This window comes from Aquimarina sp. KJ22-3 (assembly GCF_055808215.1).
In genome coordinates this window covers 1,825,033-1,848,586 of the sequence record NZ_CM147859.1, presented here as the reverse complement: position 1 = coordinate 1,848,586, position 23,554 = coordinate 1,825,033, and the positions used below count along the sequence as shown (strand labels likewise).

General features: G+C 34.7%; 29 protein-coding genes. 22 read left to right on the top strand and 7 right to left on the bottom strand.

The window, feature by feature from the left end:
- Window positions 1–607: 607 nt before the first annotated feature.
- Window positions 608–1,906 (top strand): NAD(P)/FAD-dependent oxidoreductase, encoded by a 1,299-nt coding sequence (locus AC0L3Q_RS08215; RefSeq protein WP_473286125.1) that lies wholly within the window; start codon window positions 608–610, stop codon window positions 1,904–1,906.
- Between the two features lie 10 nt (window positions 1,907–1,916).
- On the opposite strand, the gene AC0L3Q_RS08210 is transcribed toward AC0L3Q_RS08215, so the two are convergent.
- Window positions 1,917–2,147, bottom strand: a complete 231-nt coding sequence (locus AC0L3Q_RS08210; RefSeq protein WP_473286124.1) for a GLPGLI family protein — start codon at window positions 2,145–2,147, stop codon at window positions 1,917–1,919.
- 44 nt (window positions 2,148–2,191) lie between these two features.
- Window positions 2,192–2,752, bottom strand: coding sequence for a hypothetical protein (locus tag AC0L3Q_RS08205; protein WP_473286123.1), 561 nt, complete (start codon window positions 2,750–2,752; stop codon window positions 2,192–2,194).
- Between the two features lie 177 nt (window positions 2,753–2,929).
- Here AC0L3Q_RS08205 and AC0L3Q_RS08200 point away from each other — a divergent pair, with 177 nt between their 5' ends.
- The 13 genes from AC0L3Q_RS08200 to AC0L3Q_RS08140 all read left to right on the top strand — a co-directional run bounded on the left by AC0L3Q_RS08200 (window position 2,930) and on the right by AC0L3Q_RS08140 (window position 12,520).
- Window positions 2,930–5,083, top strand: a complete 2,154-nt coding sequence (locus AC0L3Q_RS08200; RefSeq protein WP_473286122.1) for a TonB-dependent receptor — start codon at window positions 2,930–2,932, stop codon at window positions 5,081–5,083.
- A gap of 18 nt (window positions 5,084–5,101) precedes the next feature.
- A complete protein-coding gene (locus tag AC0L3Q_RS08195; protein ID WP_473286121.1) occupies window positions 5,102–5,524 on the top strand; it encodes a DUF2141 domain-containing protein in 423 nt (140 codons plus the stop codon).
- A gap of 96 nt (window positions 5,525–5,620) precedes the next feature.
- Window positions 5,621–6,244 carry a hypothetical protein gene (locus AC0L3Q_RS08190; protein WP_473286120.1) on the top strand — a complete coding sequence of 208 codons (624 nt, stop codon included), beginning with the start codon at window positions 5,621–5,623 and terminating at the stop codon, window positions 6,242–6,244.
- Between the two features lie 31 nt (window positions 6,245–6,275).
- Window positions 6,276–7,631 (top strand): 2TM domain-containing protein, encoded by a 1,356-nt coding sequence (locus AC0L3Q_RS08185; RefSeq protein WP_473286119.1) that lies wholly within the window; start codon window positions 6,276–6,278, stop codon window positions 7,629–7,631.
- Window positions 7,624–7,926 carry a 2TM domain-containing protein gene (locus AC0L3Q_RS08180; protein ID WP_473286118.1) on the top strand — a complete coding sequence of 101 codons (303 nt, stop codon included), beginning with the start codon at window positions 7,624–7,626 and terminating at the stop codon, window positions 7,924–7,926. The genes AC0L3Q_RS08185 and AC0L3Q_RS08180 overlap by 8 nt, the downstream gene beginning before the upstream one ends.
- Before the next feature lie 13 nt (window positions 7,927–7,939).
- Entirely contained in the window at window positions 7,940–8,272 is a 333-nt protein-coding gene (locus AC0L3Q_RS08175) for a 2TM domain-containing protein (RefSeq protein ID WP_473286117.1), read from the top strand.
- Window positions 8,273–8,276: 4 nt separating this feature from the next.
- A complete protein-coding gene (locus AC0L3Q_RS08170; RefSeq protein WP_473286116.1) occupies window positions 8,277–8,591 on the top strand; it encodes a 2TM domain-containing protein in 315 nt (104 codons plus the stop codon).
- A gap of 48 nt (window positions 8,592–8,639) precedes the next feature.
- On the top strand, window positions 8,640–8,948 hold the full coding sequence (locus AC0L3Q_RS08165; RefSeq protein ID WP_473286115.1) for a 2TM domain-containing protein: 309 nt from the start codon (window positions 8,640–8,642) through the stop codon (window positions 8,946–8,948).
- A 57-nt stretch (window positions 8,949–9,005) separates the two neighbouring features.
- A complete protein-coding gene (locus AC0L3Q_RS08160; protein WP_473286114.1) occupies window positions 9,006–9,761 on the top strand; it encodes a LytR/AlgR family response regulator transcription factor in 756 nt (251 codons plus the stop codon).
- A gap of 120 nt (window positions 9,762–9,881) precedes the next feature.
- Window positions 9,882–10,583 (top strand): tetratricopeptide repeat protein, encoded by a 702-nt coding sequence (locus tag AC0L3Q_RS08155; RefSeq protein WP_473286113.1) that lies wholly within the window; start codon window positions 9,882–9,884, stop codon window positions 10,581–10,583.
- A 320-nt stretch (window positions 10,584–10,903) separates the two neighbouring features.
- Window positions 10,904–11,503: a helix-turn-helix domain-containing protein gene (locus tag AC0L3Q_RS08150; protein ID WP_473286112.1), complete on the top strand. Its 600-nt coding sequence runs from the start codon at window positions 10,904–10,906 to the stop codon at window positions 11,501–11,503.
- A 506-nt stretch (window positions 11,504–12,009) separates the two neighbouring features.
- Window positions 12,010–12,210: a hypothetical protein gene (locus AC0L3Q_RS08145; RefSeq protein ID WP_473286111.1), complete on the top strand. Its 201-nt coding sequence runs from the start codon at window positions 12,010–12,012 to the stop codon at window positions 12,208–12,210.
- Between the two features lie 127 nt (window positions 12,211–12,337).
- Window positions 12,338–12,520, top strand: a complete 183-nt coding sequence (locus AC0L3Q_RS08140; protein WP_473286110.1) for a hypothetical protein — start codon at window positions 12,338–12,340, stop codon at window positions 12,518–12,520.
- Window positions 12,521–12,645: 125 nt separating this feature from the next.
- Here the strand turns inward: AC0L3Q_RS08140 and AC0L3Q_RS08135 are convergent, their stop codons facing one another.
- Together AC0L3Q_RS08135 and AC0L3Q_RS08130 are read right to left on the bottom strand one after the other, a co-directional pair.
- Entirely contained in the window at window positions 12,646–13,449 is an 804-nt protein-coding gene (locus AC0L3Q_RS08135; protein ID WP_073314872.1) for a lysophospholipid acyltransferase family protein, read from the bottom strand.
- A gap of 45 nt (window positions 13,450–13,494) precedes the next feature.
- Window positions 13,495–14,091, bottom strand: a complete 597-nt coding sequence (locus tag AC0L3Q_RS08130; RefSeq protein WP_473286109.1) for an NUDIX hydrolase — start codon at window positions 14,089–14,091, stop codon at window positions 13,495–13,497.
- Between the two features lie 38 nt (window positions 14,092–14,129).
- Here AC0L3Q_RS08130 and AC0L3Q_RS08125 point away from each other — a divergent pair, with 38 nt between their 5' ends.
- The gene (locus AC0L3Q_RS08125) at window positions 14,130–14,879 is read left to right on the top strand and encodes a peptidylprolyl isomerase (protein WP_473286108.1); all 750 of its coding nucleotides are present in this window, start codon (window positions 14,130–14,132) and stop codon (window positions 14,877–14,879) included.
- A 50-nt stretch (window positions 14,880–14,929) separates the two neighbouring features.
- Here AC0L3Q_RS08125 and AC0L3Q_RS08120 read toward each other — a convergent pair whose 3' ends face one another.
- Together AC0L3Q_RS08120 and AC0L3Q_RS08115 are read right to left on the bottom strand one after the other, a co-directional pair.
- Window positions 14,930–15,091, bottom strand: coding sequence for a hypothetical protein (locus AC0L3Q_RS08120; protein ID WP_473286107.1), 162 nt, complete (start codon window positions 15,089–15,091; stop codon window positions 14,930–14,932).
- Between the two features lie 70 nt (window positions 15,092–15,161).
- Window positions 15,162–15,878: an RDD family protein gene (locus AC0L3Q_RS08115; RefSeq protein WP_473286106.1), complete on the bottom strand. Its 717-nt coding sequence runs from the start codon at window positions 15,876–15,878 to the stop codon at window positions 15,162–15,164.
- Between the two features lie 37 nt (window positions 15,879–15,915).
- On the opposite strand from AC0L3Q_RS08115, the gene AC0L3Q_RS08110 reads away from it, so the two are divergent.
- The 7 genes from AC0L3Q_RS08110 (at window position 15,916) to AC0L3Q_RS08080 (ending at window position 22,675) form a co-directional block, all read left to right on the top strand.
- Window positions 15,916–16,881, top strand: a complete 966-nt coding sequence (locus tag AC0L3Q_RS08110) for a stage II sporulation protein M (RefSeq protein ID WP_073314881.1) — start codon at window positions 15,916–15,918, stop codon at window positions 16,879–16,881.
- Window positions 16,871–17,743 carry a hypothetical protein gene (locus AC0L3Q_RS08105; protein ID WP_073314883.1) on the top strand — a complete coding sequence of 291 codons (873 nt, stop codon included), beginning with the start codon at window positions 16,871–16,873 and terminating at the stop codon, window positions 17,741–17,743. Before AC0L3Q_RS08110 ends, AC0L3Q_RS08105 begins: the two co-directional genes overlap by 11 nt.
- A gap of 1 nt (window position 17,744) precedes the next feature.
- On the top strand, window positions 17,745–18,494 hold the full coding sequence (locus AC0L3Q_RS08100; protein WP_473286105.1) for a DUF4129 domain-containing protein: 750 nt from the start codon (window positions 17,745–17,747) through the stop codon (window positions 18,492–18,494).
- A 3-nt stretch (window positions 18,495–18,497) separates the two neighbouring features.
- A complete protein-coding gene (locus tag AC0L3Q_RS08095) occupies window positions 18,498–19,706 on the top strand; it encodes a DUF4350 domain-containing protein (RefSeq protein WP_473286104.1) in 1,209 nt (402 codons plus the stop codon).
- A gap of 12 nt (window positions 19,707–19,718) precedes the next feature.
- Window positions 19,719–20,759, top strand: a complete 1,041-nt coding sequence (locus tag AC0L3Q_RS08090) for an AAA family ATPase (protein ID WP_473286103.1) — start codon at window positions 19,719–19,721, stop codon at window positions 20,757–20,759.
- A gap of 6 nt (window positions 20,760–20,765) precedes the next feature.
- On the top strand, window positions 20,766–22,097 hold the full coding sequence (locus AC0L3Q_RS08085; RefSeq protein WP_473286912.1) for a DUF58 domain-containing protein: 1,332 nt from the start codon (window positions 20,766–20,768) through the stop codon (window positions 22,095–22,097).
- 155 nt (window positions 22,098–22,252) lie between these two features.
- Complete coding sequence (locus AC0L3Q_RS08080; protein WP_473286102.1) at window positions 22,253–22,675, top strand: DUF2141 domain-containing protein; 423 nt, start codon at window positions 22,253–22,255, stop codon at window positions 22,673–22,675.
- A gap of 81 nt (window positions 22,676–22,756) precedes the next feature.
- On the opposite strand, the gene AC0L3Q_RS08075 is transcribed toward AC0L3Q_RS08080, so the two are convergent.
- Window positions 22,757–23,380: a hypothetical protein gene (locus AC0L3Q_RS08075; RefSeq protein WP_473286101.1), complete on the bottom strand. Its 624-nt coding sequence runs from the start codon at window positions 23,378–23,380 to the stop codon at window positions 22,757–22,759.
- Window positions 23,381–23,554: the final 174 nt, after the last annotated feature.

The following is a 23,554-nucleotide window of genomic DNA, read 5'->3' as shown; positions in this document are numbered from 1 at the left end:
GGTGGTAAAGTGTATTTTCTGATCATAACATAACAATTAGGTTAAACAATTCAATTTGGGTTGAAATTTTATATTATGACGAAGTGTTGTACGTTGTAAAAGTTCCTGTCAATAACTGATTACAAGAGGTTTACATGTATTAAAACTTTTACATATGCAATTTGAGAATTAATCCCTGTTTAAAAAAATTAATTTATTATTCTGGGTTAAAACAACCCTTTTTTGGATTAATTGGTTATTATTTGTACTTTTTTCGTCGCTGTAATTTACCAAAAACAAACCTAAAAACACAATTTAATTACGCAAAAACCATAAAAAATCACCAAAAAACTAGGTTAAAAACCACATTTTCAAGAGAAAAAAACCACTTTAATTACTGCAAAACCATAAGCCAATAGAAAAATCCAATATAAAATTGTTCATTGAAACACATAAAAATCAGTAAAGCATATTTATCTGTATCTAATCTGTTTTTATGTGCTAAATCCCTTCTTCAACTAGCTAATTCCAATTATCTTTGTAGTATTCCATTATTGCATGAATACAACCGGGGAAATAAGATCACTGTTGGAATTTTGATGCTAAACATTATACTAAATAGTAATATATGAACATACCTTTCTCTAACGTACCAAGATTGGTAATTATTGGTGGTGGTTTTGCAGGTGTTGCTCTAGCCCGAAAAATGATCAAAGAAGACGTTCAACTTGTTTTATTAGATCGACAGAATTATCACACATTTCAACCCCTACTTTATCAAGTATCTACCTCTTCCCTGGAACCTGATTCTATTGCTTACCCGCTAAGAAAAATTGTAAAAAGAGGTAAAAATACATTTTTCAGAATGGCAGAAGTAGCATCTATTGATCCCAATCTTCAGAAAGTAGACACCAACATTGGAGAGATATCATATGACTACTTAGTAATTGCTACTGGTGCCAAAACCAATTTCTTCGGAAATATCACGATTCAGGAAAATGCGATGAGGATGAAAAATCTTCCGCAGGCTTTGAACCTTCGTAGTCTAATGTTGGAAAACCTGGAGCAAGCTGTAATTACCAGCGATCCTGAAAAAAGAAAAGAGTTATTAAACTTTGTATTAGCCGGAGCAGGTCCAACTGGGGTTGAACTTGCTGGAGGTATTGCAGAATTGAAACTCAATGTACTCCCCAGAGATTATCCTGATATGAATTTTGATGAAATGCAAATTCACTTAATAGAAGGAGCATCTAGAGTATTGCCGCCTATGAGTGAAAATGCTTCAAAGAAAGCTACCCAATTTCTGGAAAAATTGGGAGTGCATATTCATGTAAACACTCAGGTTACGAATTACGAGAACAACTTGGTGACCACCAATACAGATCTCGCCATCAAAACAGCTACCTTTATATGGTCAGCAGGGGTTACTGGTGCTCCAGTAGAAGGGTTAAAAGCAGAAGCCCTTATTCCCAGAGCTAATCGTTATAAAGTAAATTCTTTTAATCAGGTAGAAGGCTATGATAATGTATTTGCAATTGGTGATATCTCGGTGATGGAAACCAAGAACTATCCTAAAGGACACCCTATGGTTGCACAACCTGCTATACAACAAGGAAGCCACCTTGCCAAAAATTTTAAAAAGCTCTTAAAAGGTAAACCTATGACCCCTTTCAAATATTTCGACAAAGGTTCGATGGCTACTATAGGTCGAAATAAAGCAGTGGTTGATATTGGCAATTTTAAATTTGGAGGATTTTTCGCTTGGTTTATCTGGATGTTTATCCACCTTTGGTTCTTGGTTGGTTTTAGAAATCGTTTTGTTACTTTCTTCAACTGGTCCTATAACTACATTAATTACGATAAAGCCGCCCGGCTTATCGTAAGGCCTTTTAAGAATAGAGAAAGTGAATTAGAACAAAAGGTATAGTACCTGGTTTTTAATTGTCTGAATAAAATAGTTTTGCAGGTAGCTCTATAAACTCTTGCCTGGAAATCTTTTTCCCCTCAGTAGGGGGCTGTAAAGTAATTGTGTCTGACAAATATGAAATTCTGTCGAATATTACATGTTTTTTACCTTCTGTCATTTCCAGAATAAGCCCAGGTAATCCCCAATATCCCATAGGACCTTCATTGATCTGTATTTCCTTTGTAAACCAAGCCTCAATCAACGCATCTCCTTTTTGTAATGTGGCCCTATAACAAGTGTAATTTGCTATATTTTTTTCTCTTTGGTAATGATCCAGTTGGGCGTTATGATGGGGTCCTCTATTAAAAATGAGCGCCTTTTGAAATCAAACACATATACCCTTAGCTCACTATTTTTTTTCATTTGATCCAAATCTTTGTAAATGATTTCAGAATCATAAAAATTAATAATGTATTTTTCAATAACCTGTCCAGATGGTGTGGTTAATTTTTTGGATACGGTATCGTTTTGAACTTTCTCTTGTGGATAATACAACGATTTATTTCCATCTACCCTTAAGACGGTGGTAAACCTATACTCTGGAATATCATCTAAAACAAAATCATAGGTTCGAAGTTCATCTATTTTTCTTTTTATAGAATCGATTCTTCTTCTCGCATCAGCGTATAAAGAGTCAGGGTCATTTTCTGGCAACATTACTTCCATCAACTCAATTCTTCCCATAAATGCAGAGTTGTTCTTTTTTGATTTTGCCGGTACTCTTTTTTCTTTATAGAAGACAGTAATCTGTTGAGAATACGAGGACATCGTAAACAAAGAAATGATTATTAATATACTTTTTTTCATGGTTGGTTTGTAAATCAGAAACTAAAATAGACATATTTAACTTTATCCAAAAACGATTGTTCCTAACTAAAGCTTTTCTGCAATTCATAATCAAATTTTGACAATTGAGATATTTTAAATTTCACTACTTCTCATCATTATACATTTTTGTCTCATCAATCAAAACGATTCTTAAGCATGAAACAATTACTAACCATAGCATTTATTTTAACCTCTTATCTTATTCAGGCACAAACCACCATCAATGGTACTGTAAAAGATCCTTCTGGAATCCCTATACAGGGTGCAAACATTTATCTGGATGGAACCTACGATGGTTCTTCTACAGATGAAAACGGTGCTTTTACTTTTACCACAACAGAAACAGACGTTCAAACCCTGGTAGTATCGTTCTTATCTTTTGAGACCTATTACCTTACCCAAGACATCAACACCTTAAGCAACCTAACCATCACCCTAAAAGAAGATGTAAACTCCCTGGATAGTGTAATTCTAAACGCAGGAACGTTTTCTGCCGGTGATAATAGTAAAGCTTCTGTGCTTACTCCATTGGATATCGTCACCACGGCCGGTGCAGATGGAGATTTTATAGGAGCACTGCAAACATTACCAGGAACTTCTAACAATGCCGAAGACGGAAGACTTTTCGTTCGAGGAGGAAACGCAGACGAAACCAACGTATATATTGATGGATTGCGTGTATTTCAGCCCTTTGCGGCTACTACCAATAATATTCCTACTCGTGGCCGTTTTTCTTCTTTCTTATTCAAAGGAACTAATTTTTCTACCGGGGCATACTCTGCAGAATACGGAGACGCACTATCTGGCATCCTACAACTCAACACCATTGACGAGCCAGATCAGAACAAGACAGACCTTCAGTTTATCAATGTTGGATTAGGAGGCGGACATACCAAAAAATGGGAAAACAGCTCTTTAAGCGTAAATGGATTTTATGTAAACCTGAAACCATATCAGGAAATTATATCCCAACGTGTAGAATGGATCAAACCTTATGAATCTTTATCTGGAGAAGCGGTATACCGTCATAAATTAGGGAACGGACTCTTAAAACTTTATGGAGGATTAAGCTATGCAAATTTTGATTTAATACAGGAAGATATCAACGTTCCAGAAGGAGTCAACTTTGCTTTAAAAAATAGAAATCTGTACTTCAATTCTTCTTATGCGGCCTCTTTGGGCAATGACTGGAAAATTAACACAGGAGCAAGTTTTGCTAACGATTTCAATGATATTGGAATTGACGATACGGATATCAGAGATGATATCAATAGTTTTCATTTTAAAGTGAAGTTACGAAAGAGATTCAGTAATCGTTTCAAACTGAATTTTGGAGCGGAACAATTCATCAATCAGTTTACAGAAAAAGTAGAGGTTCCAGAAGTTGATACTTTTAATACCAAATTTGATAACAATAGCACCGCGGCTTTCAGCGAAGCTAACATATTTTTCAGCAAAAAACTGGCCCTACAAGTTGGAGTAAGAGCAGTACATAATTCGTTACTGGACTACACCAGGGTATCTCCAAGAGCTTCGTTTGCCTACAAAACTTCTTCAAAATCACAGATATCTCTGGCTTATGGAGATTTTTATCAAGCCCCACAGCAAAATGTACTAAAATTCAATAATACCCTAGATCCCGAAAAATCCTCACACTACATTATCAATTATCTCTATCAACACGAGAGAAGAACACTTCGATTAGAAGGGTACTATAAGTCTTATGAAGACCTGGTAAAATTTGATAGTGAGCTACCTGAATTTAATAGTTTGTATAGCAATGAAGGAGATGGGTATGCCGCAGGAGTAGATCTATTCTGGAGAGATAACAAATCCATAAAAAATCTGGAATACTGGCTAAGCTATTCTTATCTGAATACCGAGAGAAATTACAGAAATTATCCTAACCGAGCCACTCCAAATTTTGCAGCAGAACACAATCTTTCTTTGGTGACCAAATACTGGATTACAGATTGGAAATCTCTGTTGAGTATGACCTACAACTTCAATTCTGGAAGGCCCTATAATGATCCTAATCAAGGTGTTTTTCAGAACCAAAAAACCAGAACGTTTAACTCTCTCAATTTTAGTTGGGCGTATTTGCTAAGCCAGCAAAAGATATTGTATTTCTCAGTATCCAATGCACTTGGGTTTAATAATGTATTCAACTATCAATATTCGAATACGCCAGATGTTAATGGAAATTTTGCCAGAAGAGGAATTCGTCCTACTGCTGATCGATTCTTTGTTGTAGGATTCTTTTGGACCATCAGTGATAATAAAAATGACAATCAATTAGACAATTTATAAACCAAAAATTCAGCAATCATGAAAACTTTTATTCTTTCACTTGTAACGATTTTTATCCTGGGATCTGCTGCAGGGTTTTCTCAAAGCACCGCAACTTCGATAGAAGTCAATATTCAGAACATCAAATCCGATAAAGGAACCCTACGAATTGGATTGTACCAAAAACAGGAAAATTTCCTGGGAGAAGCATTTAAATCTTTGGATGTAAAAGCAAACTCCAAGGGAGTTACAGTAACATTTGAGAACATTGAACCCGGAGAATATGCCATTTCTTTATATCATGATAAAGATGACAATGAAAAGCTAAACACCTTCTTAAAAATGCCTACAGAGCCGTATGGCACTAGTAATAATGCAAAAGGTCAGTTTGGACCACCAAAGTGGATAGATGCCAAATTCACCGTATCTGATCAAAAAGTAGTACAAAACATTAAACTATAAACATTTCATCATCAAAAAATAACAACTCGGTCAGAAATAGTTCTAAAAAACACTCAGGCTGAAGATCTTTACACTGTAATTATAAAAAACACCACCATGAGAATTATTTTAATAGTACTTGCTTTTATTGCTTCTGCAAATATCAACGCACAAGGAGCGTACGAAAAAGGAATGACCAAAGCTTTTGAACTTTGGAAAAACGGAAAACAAGACGAATCTATCAATATGTTCGAACGCATTGCTAGAGCAGAAAAAGAAAACTGGTTACCATTTTACTATGCTGCTCAAGTACATATCATTACTTGTTTTAATATCAAAGACGAAACCGAGGTTCAAACTCGATTAAAAAAAGCTCAGGACTTTTTGAATGAAGCCAAAATTTTCTCAAAAGAAAATGCCGAAATTCTGGTGATGGAAGCGATGTTAAACACTGCTTATGTAGTATCGAATCCATCAGTGTATGGACCTACCCTATCAGGAAAAGTAGAAGAGTTATATCGGAGTGCCAAAGGGATAGATCCCGAAAATCCAAGAGCAACACTATATCATGCCGAGTGGAAAATGGGAGGCGCAAAATTCTGGGGTAAAGACCCAAAGGACTTTTGTCCTGAGGTAGAAAAGGCTATCTTGTACTTTGAAAAGGAGTCTAAAAACGAAACGCCTTTTTATCCTAAATGGGGTAAAGACCAAATAACTAGAATTCAGAAAAATTGTAAGTAGTAAGACAATGGATTCTAAAAAACCAGAGGACATGAAGACGAACATCACAAAAATGGTAAAAATAAGTATCGTCATTGCGGTGATCATAGAGATAGCAGAGCTGTTGTTTGCTATCGGAGAGCCCATCATTCTTATGGATGTACTTGAAGATACCTTAATCCATTTTATGTTTGCGTTTCCTCTGGCCATAGCCAACTTCTATTTCTTTGATTTATTGGGAAAATGGTACACCTGGGAAAAACACCCTAGAAAACGATTGTTTTACGGAGCTATTGGTTCCATTATCGTTACTATGATTGTTTTTGGATTGATCAGAATGATTATCATCGTTGGTATCAACGGGAGATCCTTCCAAGCCTTTTTAGAAAACGAAAAGTTGAGCTACTATTTAATAGGATTCTTTATTACACTACTGATCTCTTTGTTTTTTCATGCTTTTTACTTTTACAAAGAGCTACAAAAACGAAAGATCACCGAGCAAAAAATAATTGCAGGAACGGCCTCTGCAAAGTTTGCAGCTCTCAAAAATCAATTGGACCCTCATTTTCTTTTCAATAGTTTAAATGTATTGACATCACTAATTGAAGAAAACCCCAGACTGGCTCAAAAGTTCACCACTTCTTTATCCAAGGTATATCGATATGTTTTGGAACAAAAAAACAAAGAGTTGGTAACCGTAGATGAAGAATTGAAATTTGCAAAGACCTATATGACTTTGGTACAGCTTCGGTTTGAAGATAGCATCATCTTTGAAATGCCTGAGAAAGCTGCAAATCCAGATGCTAGAGTAGTTCCACTATCATTGCAGATATTACTGGAAAACACAGTAAAACACAATGTAGTGATGCCAGAAAAACCTTTGCACATTAAAATCTATGAAGAAGATGGTTTCCTGATTGTAGAAAACAACTTACAACCCAAAGAAGTCATCAAGCAAAGCAGCGGTGTTGGCTTAGGAAATGTACAGCAACGATATGCGCTGCTCACCAAAAGAGAGTTTATGGTGTATAAAACTGAGAAAGCTTTTATCGCAAAACTCCCAATGTTAACCAAAAAGATAAAAATAATGGACGCAACAATAGAAAGACCTATCACAAATATCAAAGAATTAAAATACAATCGTGCCAAAGAACGAGTACAGAAAATAAAAGAGTTCTACGGAAACTTCATTTCTTATATCATCGTGATTCCGTTTTTAGCATTTATTAATTACAGCACAACAGGTTTTGGCATCCCTTGGGTGATATTCCCTATCGTTGGTTGGGGTATTGGAGTCATATTCCACTATGCCGAAGCCTATGACCGACACCCAATCTTTGGAAAAGACTGGGAAAAGAGAAAGATCAAAAAGTATATGCAAGAATCTAAAAGAAATGGTTATGAATGATTTAAAAGATCGTGAAGCTTACGAAAGAGCAAAAAAGAAGGTAGATGCCGAAAAAGGATTCTACTCTCACCTTACTGCTTATGTGATCATCAATATAGCCCTTTTGTTAATGAGCATTGATTTGGATTTTATTTTTCTGAGTTGGGCACAATGGAAATTCTCCTTAACCACTCCGGTTTTATGGGGAATAGGGTTACTGATTCACGGAATATGTGTATTTGGACCTAGTATGCGAATCTTTAAAAAATGGGAAGAGGATAAGATCAAGAAACTAATGGATAAAGACGATTTTTAAAAATTGGACGACTATGAATATGAACGAAAATGAACAAAAGGCTTATCAAGCTGCCAAAAAACGAGTGGAAAAAGAACGGGATTTTTATATCCACCTAGCCATCTATATTGTCATTAACATTGCCCTCTTCTTTTTCAAAACAAAACTCTTGGTATTTATTGGTACCGACGATAAAGACGTAGACTTTTTGAAATGGTGGAATTTCAGCAATATCATTACACCTTTGGCCTGGGGGATTGGCTTATTTTGCCATTGGCTTTGGGCATTCGAAAAAGTATTTCTTTTCAGTAAAAACTGGGAAGAAAAGAAGATTAAAAAAATGATGGAAGAAGATGTAAATGAATAAAACTATGCAAACACCAGATCAACAAAAATACGAACGAGCAAAACAGAGAGTTAAAGAGGAAAAGGGGTTTTATATACACCTTACCATATATATTATTATCAATACGCTAATCCTCTTTGTCAATACCAACTTTGAGAGTCAAGGCTTTAAAAACTGGTTACAATGGCATTTGTACATAACTCCGGTGCTTTGGGGAATAGGATTACTATTTCATTACATCAAAGCTTTTGACAGAAATCCCTTTTTCAGTAAAAAATGGGAAGAACGCAAGATTAAGGAAATACTTAGAGAAGAAGATGATTTTTTCAAGGACCTCTAAACTAGATTTCCTTTAAACAACAATACACTAACCGCTAAATGAATCATCATGAATAATTTTGATCAACAAAAAAGATATGAACGTGCAAAAGAACGAGTAGAAGAACTCAAGAAATTTTATAATAACTTGATATCTTATATCATTATTATTGGTTTTCTTGCAGGACTTAACTACTACCAAAACGAATGGAGTTATCCTTGGTTTCTATGGGCCGCTTTTGGTTGGGGAATTGGATTGGCATTTCACGCTGTAAAAGCATATCGTATTAACCCGATGTTTGATAAAGATTGGGAAGAGCGAAAAATAAGAAAGTATATGGAAGAAGAACAAGATGATCAGAAACAATTGTGGGAATAACAACCACAACAATTGCATCTTTTTATTGTTTTTCACAAACTAATAATGACATAACCCATGAACGTAATAATCATTGAAGACGAGAAACCTGCAGCCAGAAGATTAAACAGAATGCTCAGCGATTTGGATATCGAAGTACACACCATGCTACATTCTGTCAACGAATCTATCGAATGGTTTAGCAATAACGAACATCCAGATCTTATTTTTTTGGATATACAACTCAGTGATGGATTATCGTTTGAAATTTTTGATACGGTAACCATAAAAAGTGCCATTATCTTTACTACCGCTTATGATGAGTATGCACTCAAGGCGTTTAAATTAAATAGCATTGATTATTTGTTAAAACCAATTGATGATGATGAATTAGAAGCTGCGGTTACCAAATACAAAGAACAAATCCCTGCAAAGCAACAAATTCAGGTCGACTTTGATGATATCAAAAAGTTATTGATCAATCCTATAGATCGTCAGTACAAAAAACGTTTTACCGCAAAAGTTGGGCAACATCTTAAAATATTCTCTGTAGAGGACATCGAATGCTTCTATTCTGAAAATAAAGGTACCTATTTGCATACTACCGATAATAGAAATTATCTAATTGATACTACTCTGGAATCACTGGAGGAAGAATTGAATCCTCAGCAGTTTTTTAGGGTAAGTAGAAAGTTTTATGTAAACATTAATGCAATAAAGGATATTATCTCTTACACCAATTCGAGATTACAAGTAAAGCTCAATCATTTTAACGAACAAGAAATTATAGTATCCAGAGAACGGGTAAAAGATTTTAAACTTTGGTTAGAATGATCAAAGTAGCTAAACAAAATAAATTAGTTCTTTGATTTATTAATAATTACCCGGGCGATGTAACCATTCTTGGAAAAACAAAAGTATTACTTACTTTTGAGGATACACACATCCATCAGAATGACAACTCGTAAACCCTCCTATTTTGGCAAATACCATTCGTTAGCATTAGTGATCTCAGTATTCTACTCTGTTAACTTTTGTGCTCAAGAGATTGATATGCAAAATGCCATTGCATATATCGAAAAAGCCAAAATCTTTTATCAAGAAGAAAATTACGAACAAAGTATGTCTTATTTTGACATGGCGGAGGAAATAGTAAAAGAGTTACATAATGATTCTTTGTTATCTGTTATATACACTAGAAAAGGTCATATTCATCTAAGAGATGGAAAAAACAAAAACGCGTTAACTGCTTATTCAAAAGCTTTAGATATAGCCGAGTTAACCGAACATAAAGAACTTGAAATAACTGCTAATTCTGGGCTCATAGTTCTTCTAAGAAGGATGAACAGATTAGATAAAGCCTTAAAAATTGCTCATCGTTCTCTTAAGCTACTACCACACACTAAACATTATAAAGAAAGAGGTCATGCTAGCATCCTTGTTCTCATAAGTGAAGTTCATCTACATCAAGAGCAATATGACTCTACATTGCACTATATTGAAAAAGGACTAAAGATCAGTAAGGAAATTGAGCACCAAGAAGCCACTCTAGATTTATACCTTAAAAAAGGAATGGTGTATTACTACCAAAAAAATATGATGAATCACTTCGTTATTTATTTCAAGCTAAAGATATCCTATCCAGGCAGGCAATAAATAACAAATCCTTTCCTACAATAAATGCTAGCTATTTTATTGCGAGTTGTTACTATCAACAAGGCCACTATGACCAGGCAATTACTATATTACTTGATAGTATAAATAGGTTCGAAGAAAATGATCTTTTTAAACCTCCCGCTATTAGATCTCACCTTCTATTAGCCAATTGCTACAACGAAAAAAGAGAATATCAGAAGGCAAATCAGTGGCGCAGTGAATATGTAAAACTCAATGCATCTTATCAAAGTGATAAAGATCAAACTGTTGATATCATTCATGAGAGAGAAACAAAAAGACTCCAAAAAGAAATCATCAACATGAAAGCTGATCAAATTAAAAATCAGCAAGCCAAAAATCAAATATTCTGGATTCTTTTACTGACCGTTACCGCATTGATTTATTTTGCATTTATGTACTTCAAAAAACAAAAATCAAACAAATCATTATTTCAAAAATTAATGCAAAAAATCAATGAATTAGAATCTGTAAAACATCCCTCAACCTCAAAAGAACAATCAAAAAAAGAAGTCATTATAGATGATCAGAAAATAAACGAAATTGCAAAAGGATTGGAAAAGTTAGAAGCTCAAGAGTACTTTCTAAAATCCGAATGCAATCTTAGAGCTATGGCAAAAAAGTTAAAAACCAATGCCACATATCTATCCAAAACCATAAGCATTCATAAACAAAAGAATTTTACCGATTATATCAACGATCTAAGAATTGAATATGTTTTAAAAAGATTAAAAAACGATAAAAAATTCAGATCATTTTCCATTCAATCCATTGCTACAGAAATCGGATACAAAAGTAGTTATTCACTAGTTAAACATTTTAAATCAAGAACAGGAATCAATCCATCCTATTTTATAAAAAATCTTGACAAGCAACAAATACCTTCTGAAATTAAGGTATAAACCATGGCTATTTTAGACAATTTAGCCATATAGTTTTATCAAAAGCCTACAGAATAAAATATATTCCTTACGAAATACATTTTTCTAGACTCTTCAATTAAGGGTCAAAAAACTAATCAAATAACTTAATGATCTTAAAAATGAAAAAAAAGGAATACAAAAAATCGAACTTAAAAGATTAACAATAGCAAAGATGAACGCAGCTTCTATGAAAAATATCGATGGAGGAAGTAGTGTTTTAACTAGTGAATATTCTGAACATCCAAACGGAGTTATGATTGATTATTGCTATAACGAAAAATAGACATCTTTTTTTGCTGATAACAACCCTGCCAAGACGCAGGGTTTTTTTATGGCTAAATTGTCTAAAATAGCCATACTTCATTTTAAATACCCCGAATTGCTATCTACTTTAGTTTCAGAATCAAAACACATTGAGTGTTTGTTTTTGATAAAGGGGCAACCGAAAACCTTATCCGTAGAGTAGGTAATTAAAACATATGATTATGCTTAATAACATTCTTAATTTAAATGGAGCTATCGTTCTTAAAAAACAACATCAAAAATTAATCCGCGGAGGTACCTTTGGGTGCCAGAACATAGCTAGAAAGTGCACAAGTGATAGTGATTGCTGTTCAGGAAGCTGCGGTGTCGAAAAAATAATTAATGGGAGACCTGTCTTACTCTCAATCTGCTCTTATGCCTAAACATTTCTTCCAATTACCAAACGCCTTAGAATACAATTAAAAGCCAAAGGTTTTTATTACCAACAGACAGAAAATAGCAACTGTCTTAAAATGTTTGCGACAATAACAATCAATTAAATGAAAAAAAATGAAAAAACTAATGCAAGTAAAAGGTGCTCAAATTTTAAATAAAAAAGCACAAAAAGTAATTAACGGAGGTATTACAGGAATGCGCTGTTATAGCCATTCTGATTGTGACATTTTAAGTTCAGTTCCTGGTTTTGAGCACGAAGAATTCTTCTGTTTCTGGGGATCGTGTCAGATAATGTAATAACTTAATTATTACCTTTAGTATATCATAAAAGGCCAAGAGATCATTTGATTTTTTGGCTTTTATCTAATACTATCTTTCAAGAAAAGGGAAATATTTATCAGAACAATACATCTAGATGCAAACTAATATTCCCACTGTCTTTTTTTGTTCAATTCTTCTTCGGCATCCAACTCTGCTTGCGGAATTACTTTTAGGAACGAAGGATGTTGCTCTATAGCAAATTCTAGTTTACTTACGATGTCATCGATAGAATCATTATCGTAATCAATCTGCAAAGGTTCTTTGATTACCATAGATTGTAAAATCCCACGTTTCTTGATACGAATTCCTTTTTTATCAAATGATCTTCGGAAACCATCAATAACTATTGGGATTACAATTGGTTTGTATTGTCTGATAATATGAGCTGTACCTTTACGAATAGGTTTAAAAGGTTTTGTTGTACCCTGCGGAAACGTAATTACCCAACCATCTTCAAGAGCTCTTTTGATATTGGTGATATCACTCATTTTTACCTGTCGGTTCACATCTTTTCCTGCTTCCCTCCAGGTACGTTCTACCGTTATTGCTCCGGCATAGGCCAAAATACGAGCCAGCAATCCAGCTCTCATAGTTTCTTTTGCCGCTACGTAGTACAAGTTAAGCTTAGGATGCCAGAGGTAGCCAATATTTTTAATAGAGTCTACTCGCCCACTCAAACTTGCATTAAAAACATGAAACATTGCCACTACATCTGCAAAATATGTCTGATGATTAGAGACAAATAATACATTATTATCTGGAAGATCTTTGATGATCTCACTTCCTTCTATTTGTAATTCGTTGAAACCGCGATAACGCCTGTGCGTCATTGATCCCATGATACGAATAAGCCACTTTTTCAAAAACAAAACATGACCAAAAGGATTTCTTTTAAATATTCCCATGCGTAGAAATCTGGTTGTATTTAGATTGGCAAAGATACAAAATCATTATTCCATTGTAGTCTTTAAAAAGATTTTAAGCTCACTCAACATCATAGCTGTTGCCCCCCAAACTGTGTAACCGTTTAGTTTAAAGGAAGGTACCTCTATATCGTTGGCATAAGAAGTCGTTAATCTTTGTGGCACTACATTATGATCATTCAGCAATTCAGACAATGGCACCTCGATTACCTCTGCCACTTCTTCTTCCTGAGCCACAAATTCGGGTCTATGATCTGTAAACCCAATAAAAGGATGTACCCAAAAATTTGATGGCGGGATATACACTCTTGTCAATGTTTTCACCACCTCGATAGTTTTATTAAATACACCTATCTCTTCTTCGGTTTCCCGCAGAGCGGTTTCTTTATAACTTGTATCATAGGTTTCTACTTTTCCTCCGGGTAAAGCAATCTGACCCGAGTGGACCCCTTCGTAAGTAGGTCTTAGGATCAAAACAATATGAGTTATTGCTTTTTTGGGATAAAAAAGCATCATTACGGCAGCATTCCTGGGGTTTCTTTCTTCAATTTTTAAACGGTTTAACTCCTTAGTTCGCATTTCGGGAGCCATAACAAAATGAGAAGATTCTCCCGGTACTGACATTTTCTTTATTTTTGGAATTAAATTTTTAAACGTATCAAATGTCATTTACCAGATCAATTTTAGTCTTTTGCATTAGCATTTTTGTATTCTCTAATTGTGAAGATACACAATCTAAAAAATATAAGCAGAAGGATTCTCCATCTGTCATTCAGCAAAAGGTTGAAAAAACAAACGCTACTCCTTCAAAAAAACCAGCTGTAGAAAACACTGACACCAACAAAAAGACTGAAGAAGAGCCTTTTAGACTAACCAACGAAAACCTGAGGGAATTTATGGCAGCATACGGAAAAGAAAATCCAGAAACTTTAGTACGAATATCTACATCTTATGGAGATATTCATATCAAACTATATAAAGAAACGCCATTACATCGAGCAAATTTTATTTATTTGGTCAAACAAAAATACTTTGACGAAACCTTTTTCTACAGAGTGGCCAAAGGTTTTGTGATACAGGGAGGAAATAGCGATCGTGAGCAAATGGCAAGAAAACGTTTTGAAATTGGTGAATACACCATCCCGCAAGAACAGGTAAAAGGATTAAAGCATGTACGAGGTGCTGTAGCACTATCAAAACAATGGGTAGACAATCCTTCTAATCGTTCTACTCCTTATGAATTCTTTATTGTTCTAGCCAAACAAGGAGCCAGTCATTTGGATGGAGAACACACCATCTTTGGTAAGGTAGTAAAAGGCATGAATATCGCAGACAAAATATCAAACGTTCCTGTAGATGGTAGTGAATGGCCTAAGAAGAACATCTTCATCAAAGCTGAAGTCATTAAATAATAATCCTTTATACAATAACAAAAAAGCGGACCGAAGTCCGCTTTTTTCTTTTAACAAGGAGAAGCAATGGTCTCGCATTGACAAGTATTTCTTGTACCTACATAATATTTAACGCGTTCTTTGTATTCCCCCATTGGGTGAGCTAACCCACCTCTTAATTGTGCAATACTGTCTTTACTTAATTGTAATTTTTTGAAGTTCTTTTTCTTCATGATATAAAAATTTTGTGATTTATATCCCTATATCAGGAAGAAGAAAAAATTGTTACCCCTTGGTGATAAATTACAATTGTTGCGTGTAATAATTGTAATCTGCAATCACTCTATCTACAAAATGTAGAGGCTTTTCTTGCGGGGTTACATCCATTATTGCACTTACCTTTTTGGAGAGTTCCAAAATAACGTTGTGATTAGCTTCACGTTTAGCCTCAGAGTAGATTGTTTTAATTTTTCTCATTTCAGCATCACTAAAAACAGTAACCTGAGGATAAACAGCAACATAATCGTCTGGTATATCTACTAATATGGTTTGATGAAATTGTACGCGTTGTCGTTCACTGATTACTGTGGTCCCTGCAGCCATATCTCCCAAACGTTGTCCTTTTCCATTCATCAAAATGGTAACCACTGCTACTCCACCCATTGCCAAAGAGATATCCAGTAAACGAAGTAACCAACGAATCAAATAATTCGAAAACGCAGGTCGTGATCCATCTAGTCTTGCTACCTTGATTTTCATAGTAGCCTTACCTGGTGTTTTTCCATCCCAAAAGGTTTCCCATAACAGGAAATACAAAAACGGAGGAATACTCAAAATCAACCAAAAAGCCCAGTGATCTCCTGTACCATTATCCAACGCACCAACAATAAACAGTATGACAATATAATACGCGATGATAATCACCAAGTCAATAAAATATGCTAATATGCGCTCTCCAATACCAGCGACATTTTGTTGTATGCTAACATTTTGGGCAGTTTCTATTTGAAAATTATCCATTAATTATGTTTCTTTGAACCTCTTAATCTTTTGATACATGCGCGAGGCGGCTTTTGTGAAGCAAAATAAAGATAAATGGTTAAAATTTGAAAGTGTTCTGGTTAATAATACCATCATTCCACCAGATGAACTTTCGGATCTGTATATAGAAATAACCGATCATCTTAGTTATGCACAAACATTTTATCCCAATAGTCAAACACTAAGTTACCTAAATGGCTTAGCCAGCAAAGCCCATCAAAAAGTGTATCGAACCAAAAAAGAGAAGAAAAACAGGTTCTATACGTTTTGGGTAAAAGAGTTTCCTTTAGAATTTTATAGCTATCAAAAAGAGCTGTTGATTGCCTTTTTGATTTCGGCACTATTTACCGCAATAGGCGTATATTCTTCTGCCACAGATGGGGCATTTGTCCGCTCGATTCTTGGAGATGCCTATGTAAATATGACTTTAGAAAATATTGCAAAAGATGATCCCATGGCCGTGTATAAACAAATGGGAGAAACTAACATGTTTTTGGGTATTACCATCAACAACATTCGAGTAGCCCTCAACTGTTTCATATTAGGGGTAATGTTTGGTATTGGAACTGTATATATGCTCATGCAAAACTTTATCATGCTCGGCGCATTTCAATACTTCTTTTATGCCAAAGGTTTACTGTGGGAAAGCGCAAGAACGATTTGGATTCATGGTACCATAGAAATCTCTGTTATTATTATTGCAGGATGTGCTGGTTTGGTAGTGGGCAAATCCATTTTATTCCCTAAAACATATACCCGTTTGACTTCCTTTGTAAAAGGGATTAAGGCAGGATTAAAAATTGTAATAAGTACTATTCCTTTCTTTATCATCGCAGGATTTTTGGAAGGATTCGTAACTCGACATACGGAAATGCCGGATTGGCTTGCCTTAATCATTATACTAGGCTCTTTATCACTGATCCTGTTTTATTATGTAATTTACCCCAGACAACTATATAACAAACTAAAAAATGAACAATAACTACATAGAATTCAAAAAAAGAAGAGAATTAGGAGACATACTGACAGATACTTTTGGTTTTTTAAGACACAATGGAAAATCATTATTCGGTATGTTGATCAAAACCTCTGGTATTCCTTTTGTAATACTGCTATTAGCTTCAGGCTATTATACGCATGCCTCGGCCGATGTGCTAGATCCTGTAAACCTTAGTAGTGGAGGTCTTTTAGGCACTGGAAACATGTTTATTGCCTTGTTTGTTATGCTAATCACGCTATTAGTTTTTTATGGACTCCTTTTTGGAACCGTTCTTCATTTTATCAAATCGTATATTGAAGGAAAAGGTGTAGTAGATCAGGATGCAGTATCGCAAGGGGTAAAAAAAGATTTTGGAAGTATGATAGGACTGGGATTACTATCAGGGATCATCATATTTTTTGGCTTTATGCTATGTGTTATTCCAGGGGTCTATCTATATGTTCCGATGAGTATGGTATTTTCGCTTTTGGTTTTCAGAAATATTAGTGTTTCCGACTCGATCAATGAAAGTTTTCAACTAGTCAAAGATGAATGGTGGATTACCTTCGCTACGCTATTTGTATTGGGAATTATCATTTGGCTCATTAGTATGGTATTTTCAATCCCAGCAGTGGTTTATTCTTTAACCAAAACGTTTACCGCTGCCACAGAGAGTACAATGTCGGATCCTTCATCTATGTTTGATTGGGTGTTTATTATATTAAATACGATTTCGTCTGCCGCTCAATACATACTATATATCATCACTGCTGTAGCCACCGCCTTTATATATTTTAATCTGAATGAAAGAAAGCATTCTACAGGAGCTTTTGAACAAATAGAATCCTTAGGAAAATCTGAATAACTTGAAACTTTTATACTTCTTACTGTTCTTTATCCCTTTTTCTATAGCTGTTCAAGCTGTGGATAGCACTAGTGTAGTCCAAAGTCAAGAAGTAATTTATGATTTAGATTCTGAAATAGAAGTTCAAAAGTTGAATCAGGATAAAATAGAATCTTACAAAAATGACAAAGCTTTTAATTATACAGAGAAGCAAGAAGTAGATAATTGGTGGACACAATTCAAAAGCTGGTTGGCCCAGGCATTTATGAAATTCATCAATTGGTTGTTTGGCACCAGTGAAGCTAATAGTTTTTGGGCAGGTTTCTTCAATATATTACCGTATCTGGTCATTATCGCAGTATTATTCTTATTAGTCTGGTTGTTTATGAAAGTAAATCCAAGAGAAATGCTTTTAGAGAATGAAGAAATCCCACAAGTTGCTTTTACAGACGAAGAAGACATTATCCATAACCAAGATATCAGAGATCTCATCAATCAAGCCATAAAACAACAAAATTTTAGGTTGGCGATTCGTTATTATTATTTGTTAGTCCTAAAGAATCTATCTGAAGCCGAGTATATCGATTGGGAGTCTCAAAAAACGAATACAGATTATAGTAAAGAGCTTACCGACAGTAGCCTGAGAGAACAATTTAAAGTAATTACCAAGTTATACGATTTTATTTGGTATGGAAGTTTTGAAGTCAATCAAAACACCTATCAACAGGCTGAAAAAGAGTTCTTATCCATAACCCAAAGCATTCAAAAATAATAGATGAGTAAGAAATCCAAAATATTCATCATTGTAATTGTAGTAGCCATCGGGTTGCTTACTTTTTTGGAAGCTAATGAACCGGAACCGGTTAATTGGTTTCCTAGTTATGCCAAAACTGATAAAATTCCTTTAGGAACTTTTGTTTCTTATAATCTGATCAAAGAAGCATTTACCGACGAAAAAGTAAAGGACATTAATCAACCTCCTTACGAATTCTTAACCGATAATGACACAATATCGGGCACCTATTTCTTTGTAAATGGAACCGTGAATTTTGACAAAGATGAGTTGAATAAAGTATTGAATTGGGTAGATAAAGGAAATACCCTATTTATCTCGGCAAAAACTATAGAAGAAAAACTCTTAGATACTTTGCAACTTGAGGCCGAAAACCTAATTTCGGTTAACAATATTACCACCAAACCATTACTAGAACTGGTCAATAAAAATTTAAAAGTGGACCTCCCCTATTTGTACGATAGGGATATTTATAACTCGTATTTCAAAACCATCGACACTCTAAAAACTACGGTGCTGGGCATAACTGAGCTGTATAAGGATACGCTACAAATACAATCTCCCAAGGTGAACTATATCCAACAACCTTTTGGAAATGGTGTTATTTTATTACATACCTTCCCAGAAGCTTTTGGAAATTACTTTATGCTTAAAGCAAACAATTTCGAGTACACTCAAAATGCACTGACTTATATTAAAGGCAAGCCTATTCTTTGGGACAATTATTACAAGGCTGGGAAGACTTTTTATACGTCTCCACTATTTTTATTACTCAGTAATCGATATCTCAAATGGGCCTATTATTTTGTGCTCATTGCCGCGGTATTATTGGTCATTTTTGAAGGAAAACGAAAGCAAAGAAGTATTCCAATTATCAACCCCCTAAAAAATCAAACCCTAGCCTTTACCAGGACCATAAGTGGGATGTATTTTGAAAAAGAGAAACACAAGGAAATTGCAAAAAAACAAAACCTATTGTTTTTGGAGTACGTTCGGAATACCTTACGAGTACCAACGAATAATATAGATGAAAAAACAATAATAGACATCGCAGCTAGAAGTAATAACACGGTAGAAGACACCAAAGAATTGTTTAATTTTTTCAACGAGCTACACAACACACCAAAAATAGAAAAGGAACAACTAATCCGACTTTATCAATTGATCAAAGAATTCAAAAGTCGATCATAATAAAAAACGCACATGGAAAACGAGGAACTGCAAAATAATACTCCGCCAGAAGAAACGTCATCTGGAGCACCGACAGAACAAGACCTTAACTTCGAAAATCGAATTGATTTGAGTGAGTTGCAACAGGCAGTAGAAAAGCTAAGAACCGAATTAGCGAAGGTTATCGTTGGACAACAAGATTTTATAGAATTATTGATTGTGTCTTTGTTATCCAATGGTCATGTTTTGATCGAGGGAGTTCCGGGAATTGCCAAGACCGTGACCGCAAAATTATTTGCCAAAACCTTGGAAACCGGGTTTAATCGTATTCAGTTTACTCCCGATCTCATGCCTAGTGATGTTTTGGGAACTTCGGTTTTGAATATGAAAACAAGTGATTTCGAATTCAAAAAAGGCCCTATTTTTTCTAATATGGTGCTTATTGATGAAATCAACAGAGCTCCTGCCAAGACACAAGCTGCTTTGTTCGAGGTTATGGAAGAAAGACAAGTAACTATTGATGGTGTTCGATATCCTATGGAACCACCTTTTATGGTCTTAGCTACGCAAAACCCGGTTGAGCAGGAAGGTACCTATGCCCTACCCGAAGCACAATTAGATCGTTTCTTGTTTAAGATTAAGGTAGATTATCCTAATCTCGAAGAAGAAATCAATATCCTTAAAACACATCATGAGCGTAAAGCAACAAAACCGCTTGAACTGATTGGTTCTGTTTTAACTCCAGAAAAATTATTAGAATTCAAAAATAAGACGCAAGAGGTTATTATTGAAGAGAAGATATTGGGATACATTGCAGAGATTGTGACCAAAACCAGAACCCATCCTCATCTGTATTTAGGAGGTTCTCCTCGTGCCTCGATCGCAGTGATGAATGCTTCAAAAGCTTTTGCAGCAATCAATGGTAGAGATTTTGTGACTCCAGAAGATATAAAGAAATCGTTATTCCCAGTATTACGCCATCGTATTATTCTATCTCCAGAGCGCGAAATGGAAGGAATGACCACAGAAGATGTTATTGAAATGATTTTACAATCTGTAGAAATCCCCCGTTAAGTAGTGATCCAGTTTTTCAAATCTTTATACCTAACCAAAAACGTATTTTATATACTCTTTACGATAGCCGTACTATTTTTACTATCGTATTGGTTTCATATACTGTATCCTTTTACATGGCTGTTGGTATGGGGATTTGTGATTGTGTTTTTATTCGATGTTATCATTCTTTTCAATTCCAAAAATGGAATTGATAGTAATCGATTATTACCAGATAAATTTTCGAATAGTGATTTCAATGCTGTACCGATACGGATCAAGAATAACTATCACTTTACTACACATGTTGAAATTATCGATGAGATACCAGTTCAATTTCAGAAGAGAGATTTTTTGAAATCAGAACGTATTGGTCCCAAAAACATACTTGATTTTGAATATTCGCTTCGCCCCGTTCAACGAGGTGAATATGTGTTCGGTAGTTTACATATTTACGCCATGAGCAAAATACAATTTGCTAAAAGAAGATATAGCTTTGACAAATCTGCTATGGTGAAAGTATATCCTTCGTTTATCCAAATGAAGAAATACGATTTTTTGGCGATAGATAATAAACTAACACAAATTGGGCTGAAAAAAATTCGCCGCATTGGGCATACCATGGAGTTCGAGCAGATTAAGGAGTATGTGGTTGGCGATGATGTACGTACCATTAACTGGAAAGCCACTGCCAAGCATGGCAATCTGATGATCAATCAATTTCAAGATGAAAAATCACAGCCTATTTATTCGATTATAGATGCGAGTAGGGTCATGAAAATGCCATTTAATGAGTTGAGTTTATTGGATTATGCGGTTAACAGTACGCTGGCCTTTTCTAATATTGCTTTAAAAAAGCATGATAAAGTAGGAATGTTGACCTTTTCGAATACGGTAAATGATTTTCTTCCTGATAGTGGTAAGAAAACATATATCAATACCATTTCAGAAACGCTTTATAACGTAAAAACGCAGTTTTTGGATTCGGATTTTGGTTTGTTGTACGCTCATGTCAAACGACAAATTACACACCGCAGCCTCCTTCTTCTCTATACCAACTTTGAACATATTTCTTCATTAAAAAGACAACTTCCATTTTTGCAAGCACTGGCAAAAAAGCATTTATTAGTAGTTATCTTTTTCGAAAACACCGAATTGAATCAGCTAATCAAAACGGAAGCGGAAGATTTGCAAACCATTTATGATCAAACCATAGCACAACAATTTGCTTACGACAAAAAAGTAATGGTCAAAGAATTGCAAAAGTATGGTATCCAAACCGTACTTACTACTCCTCAAAATCTTACTGTAAACACTATTAATAAGTACCTGGAAATTAAAGCACGAGGACTTTTATAAGGAGACTTTGATCCTATTCAATTTCCGATTACTTAGTACCAGATACAATTCATCCTATGATATTGACAATTCGGTAACATACTTTATTACATACACATGGATTTATAGACTTTTGAAGTGTTCAAACATCAAATAACTATAAAAATCTTATGTATATGAAAACTCTAGCTTTATTACTTGCCTTGTTTACCTCTAATTTTATACTTACTGCACAAGACAATGCCAAAGGAATCACAATTACAGTAACCGTTCCTAATGTAACTGGTTCTGAAGGAGAAGTATTATTTGCCCTATATGATGAGAATACGTTCATGAAAGCGGCTCCGATTCAGGCTGCAAAAAGTGAAATCGAAAACGGCGTGGCCAAAGTGACTTTCACTAACATTCCTGCAGGAGAATATGGAATCACTTGTTTGCATGATGCTAACGGAAATGGAAGAATGGATTTTGAAGCCAACGGAATGCCAAAAGAAAGTTACGGAGTATCCAACAACAACATGAGCTACGGACCACCAATGTGGGGAGATGCAAAATTCGAAGTGGGTAACGAAGACCTTGCTTTTGAAATAAGAATGTAATCCAACAGAAAATATTCATCAATCAAAAAAGCTGTCTATTAAGACAGCTTTTTTTCCTATTGTATGCCCTATATAAACACCCTAGTTCATAACAATAGCTCTGACGTGTGTTTTTAAGTTTTGTTCGTTGCTTTTTAACACTTTGGTTCGGAGTTTACATCTAATCGATTGTACTTCTGACACTTCTAACTGAAGCTTTTTTGCTGTTTTTTCTGAAGGGATATTCAAATAAAGGAAAACACAATGCTGAATTTCATCTTTAGAAAAATTAGGATACAACGTACTTAATTGGCTGCTCAAAAGAAGATGATAAGGCAGTAAGGTCTGCATTTGTTGATCTTTTTCCTTTCCAGTAATATAGGCTTGTTGTTGTCTTGCCGAATATTCTTCAAAAAAATGCCCCAAATGTTTGCCTCTACCTGATCGAAGGAAGGCTAATTCTCTTTCTCTCTTCTTTAATAATGCTTCTGCAACCTTTTTCTCCAGTTCATGTTTTAAAACGATGCGTTTACTTTTTTGAACTTTATTAAAACTAATTACCACAATTACTCCCATAATCAATACAAGGACCAATGCTATACATGCAAAAATCACCCAATTCAGTATTGCATTTTGGATATAAAGGATCCATAAATGGCTAAAATTCCCCAGCACTTTTCCAAAACCTATTATCGCATCATAAAGGGGATATGCTATAAGGTACATATTGATCAAGTTAGTGTTTCTTTATCTTTATTGTTAAAACACCATATTGCGGGTTTACCCTACTTTTATTTAAAAAAAGTAATTTTACCAGTAATTTCTTATAATAAACACTAGCATTATAGATAAAACAAATTTTTAAATACTTATTGATAAATAATATCAATAGCTTTATTA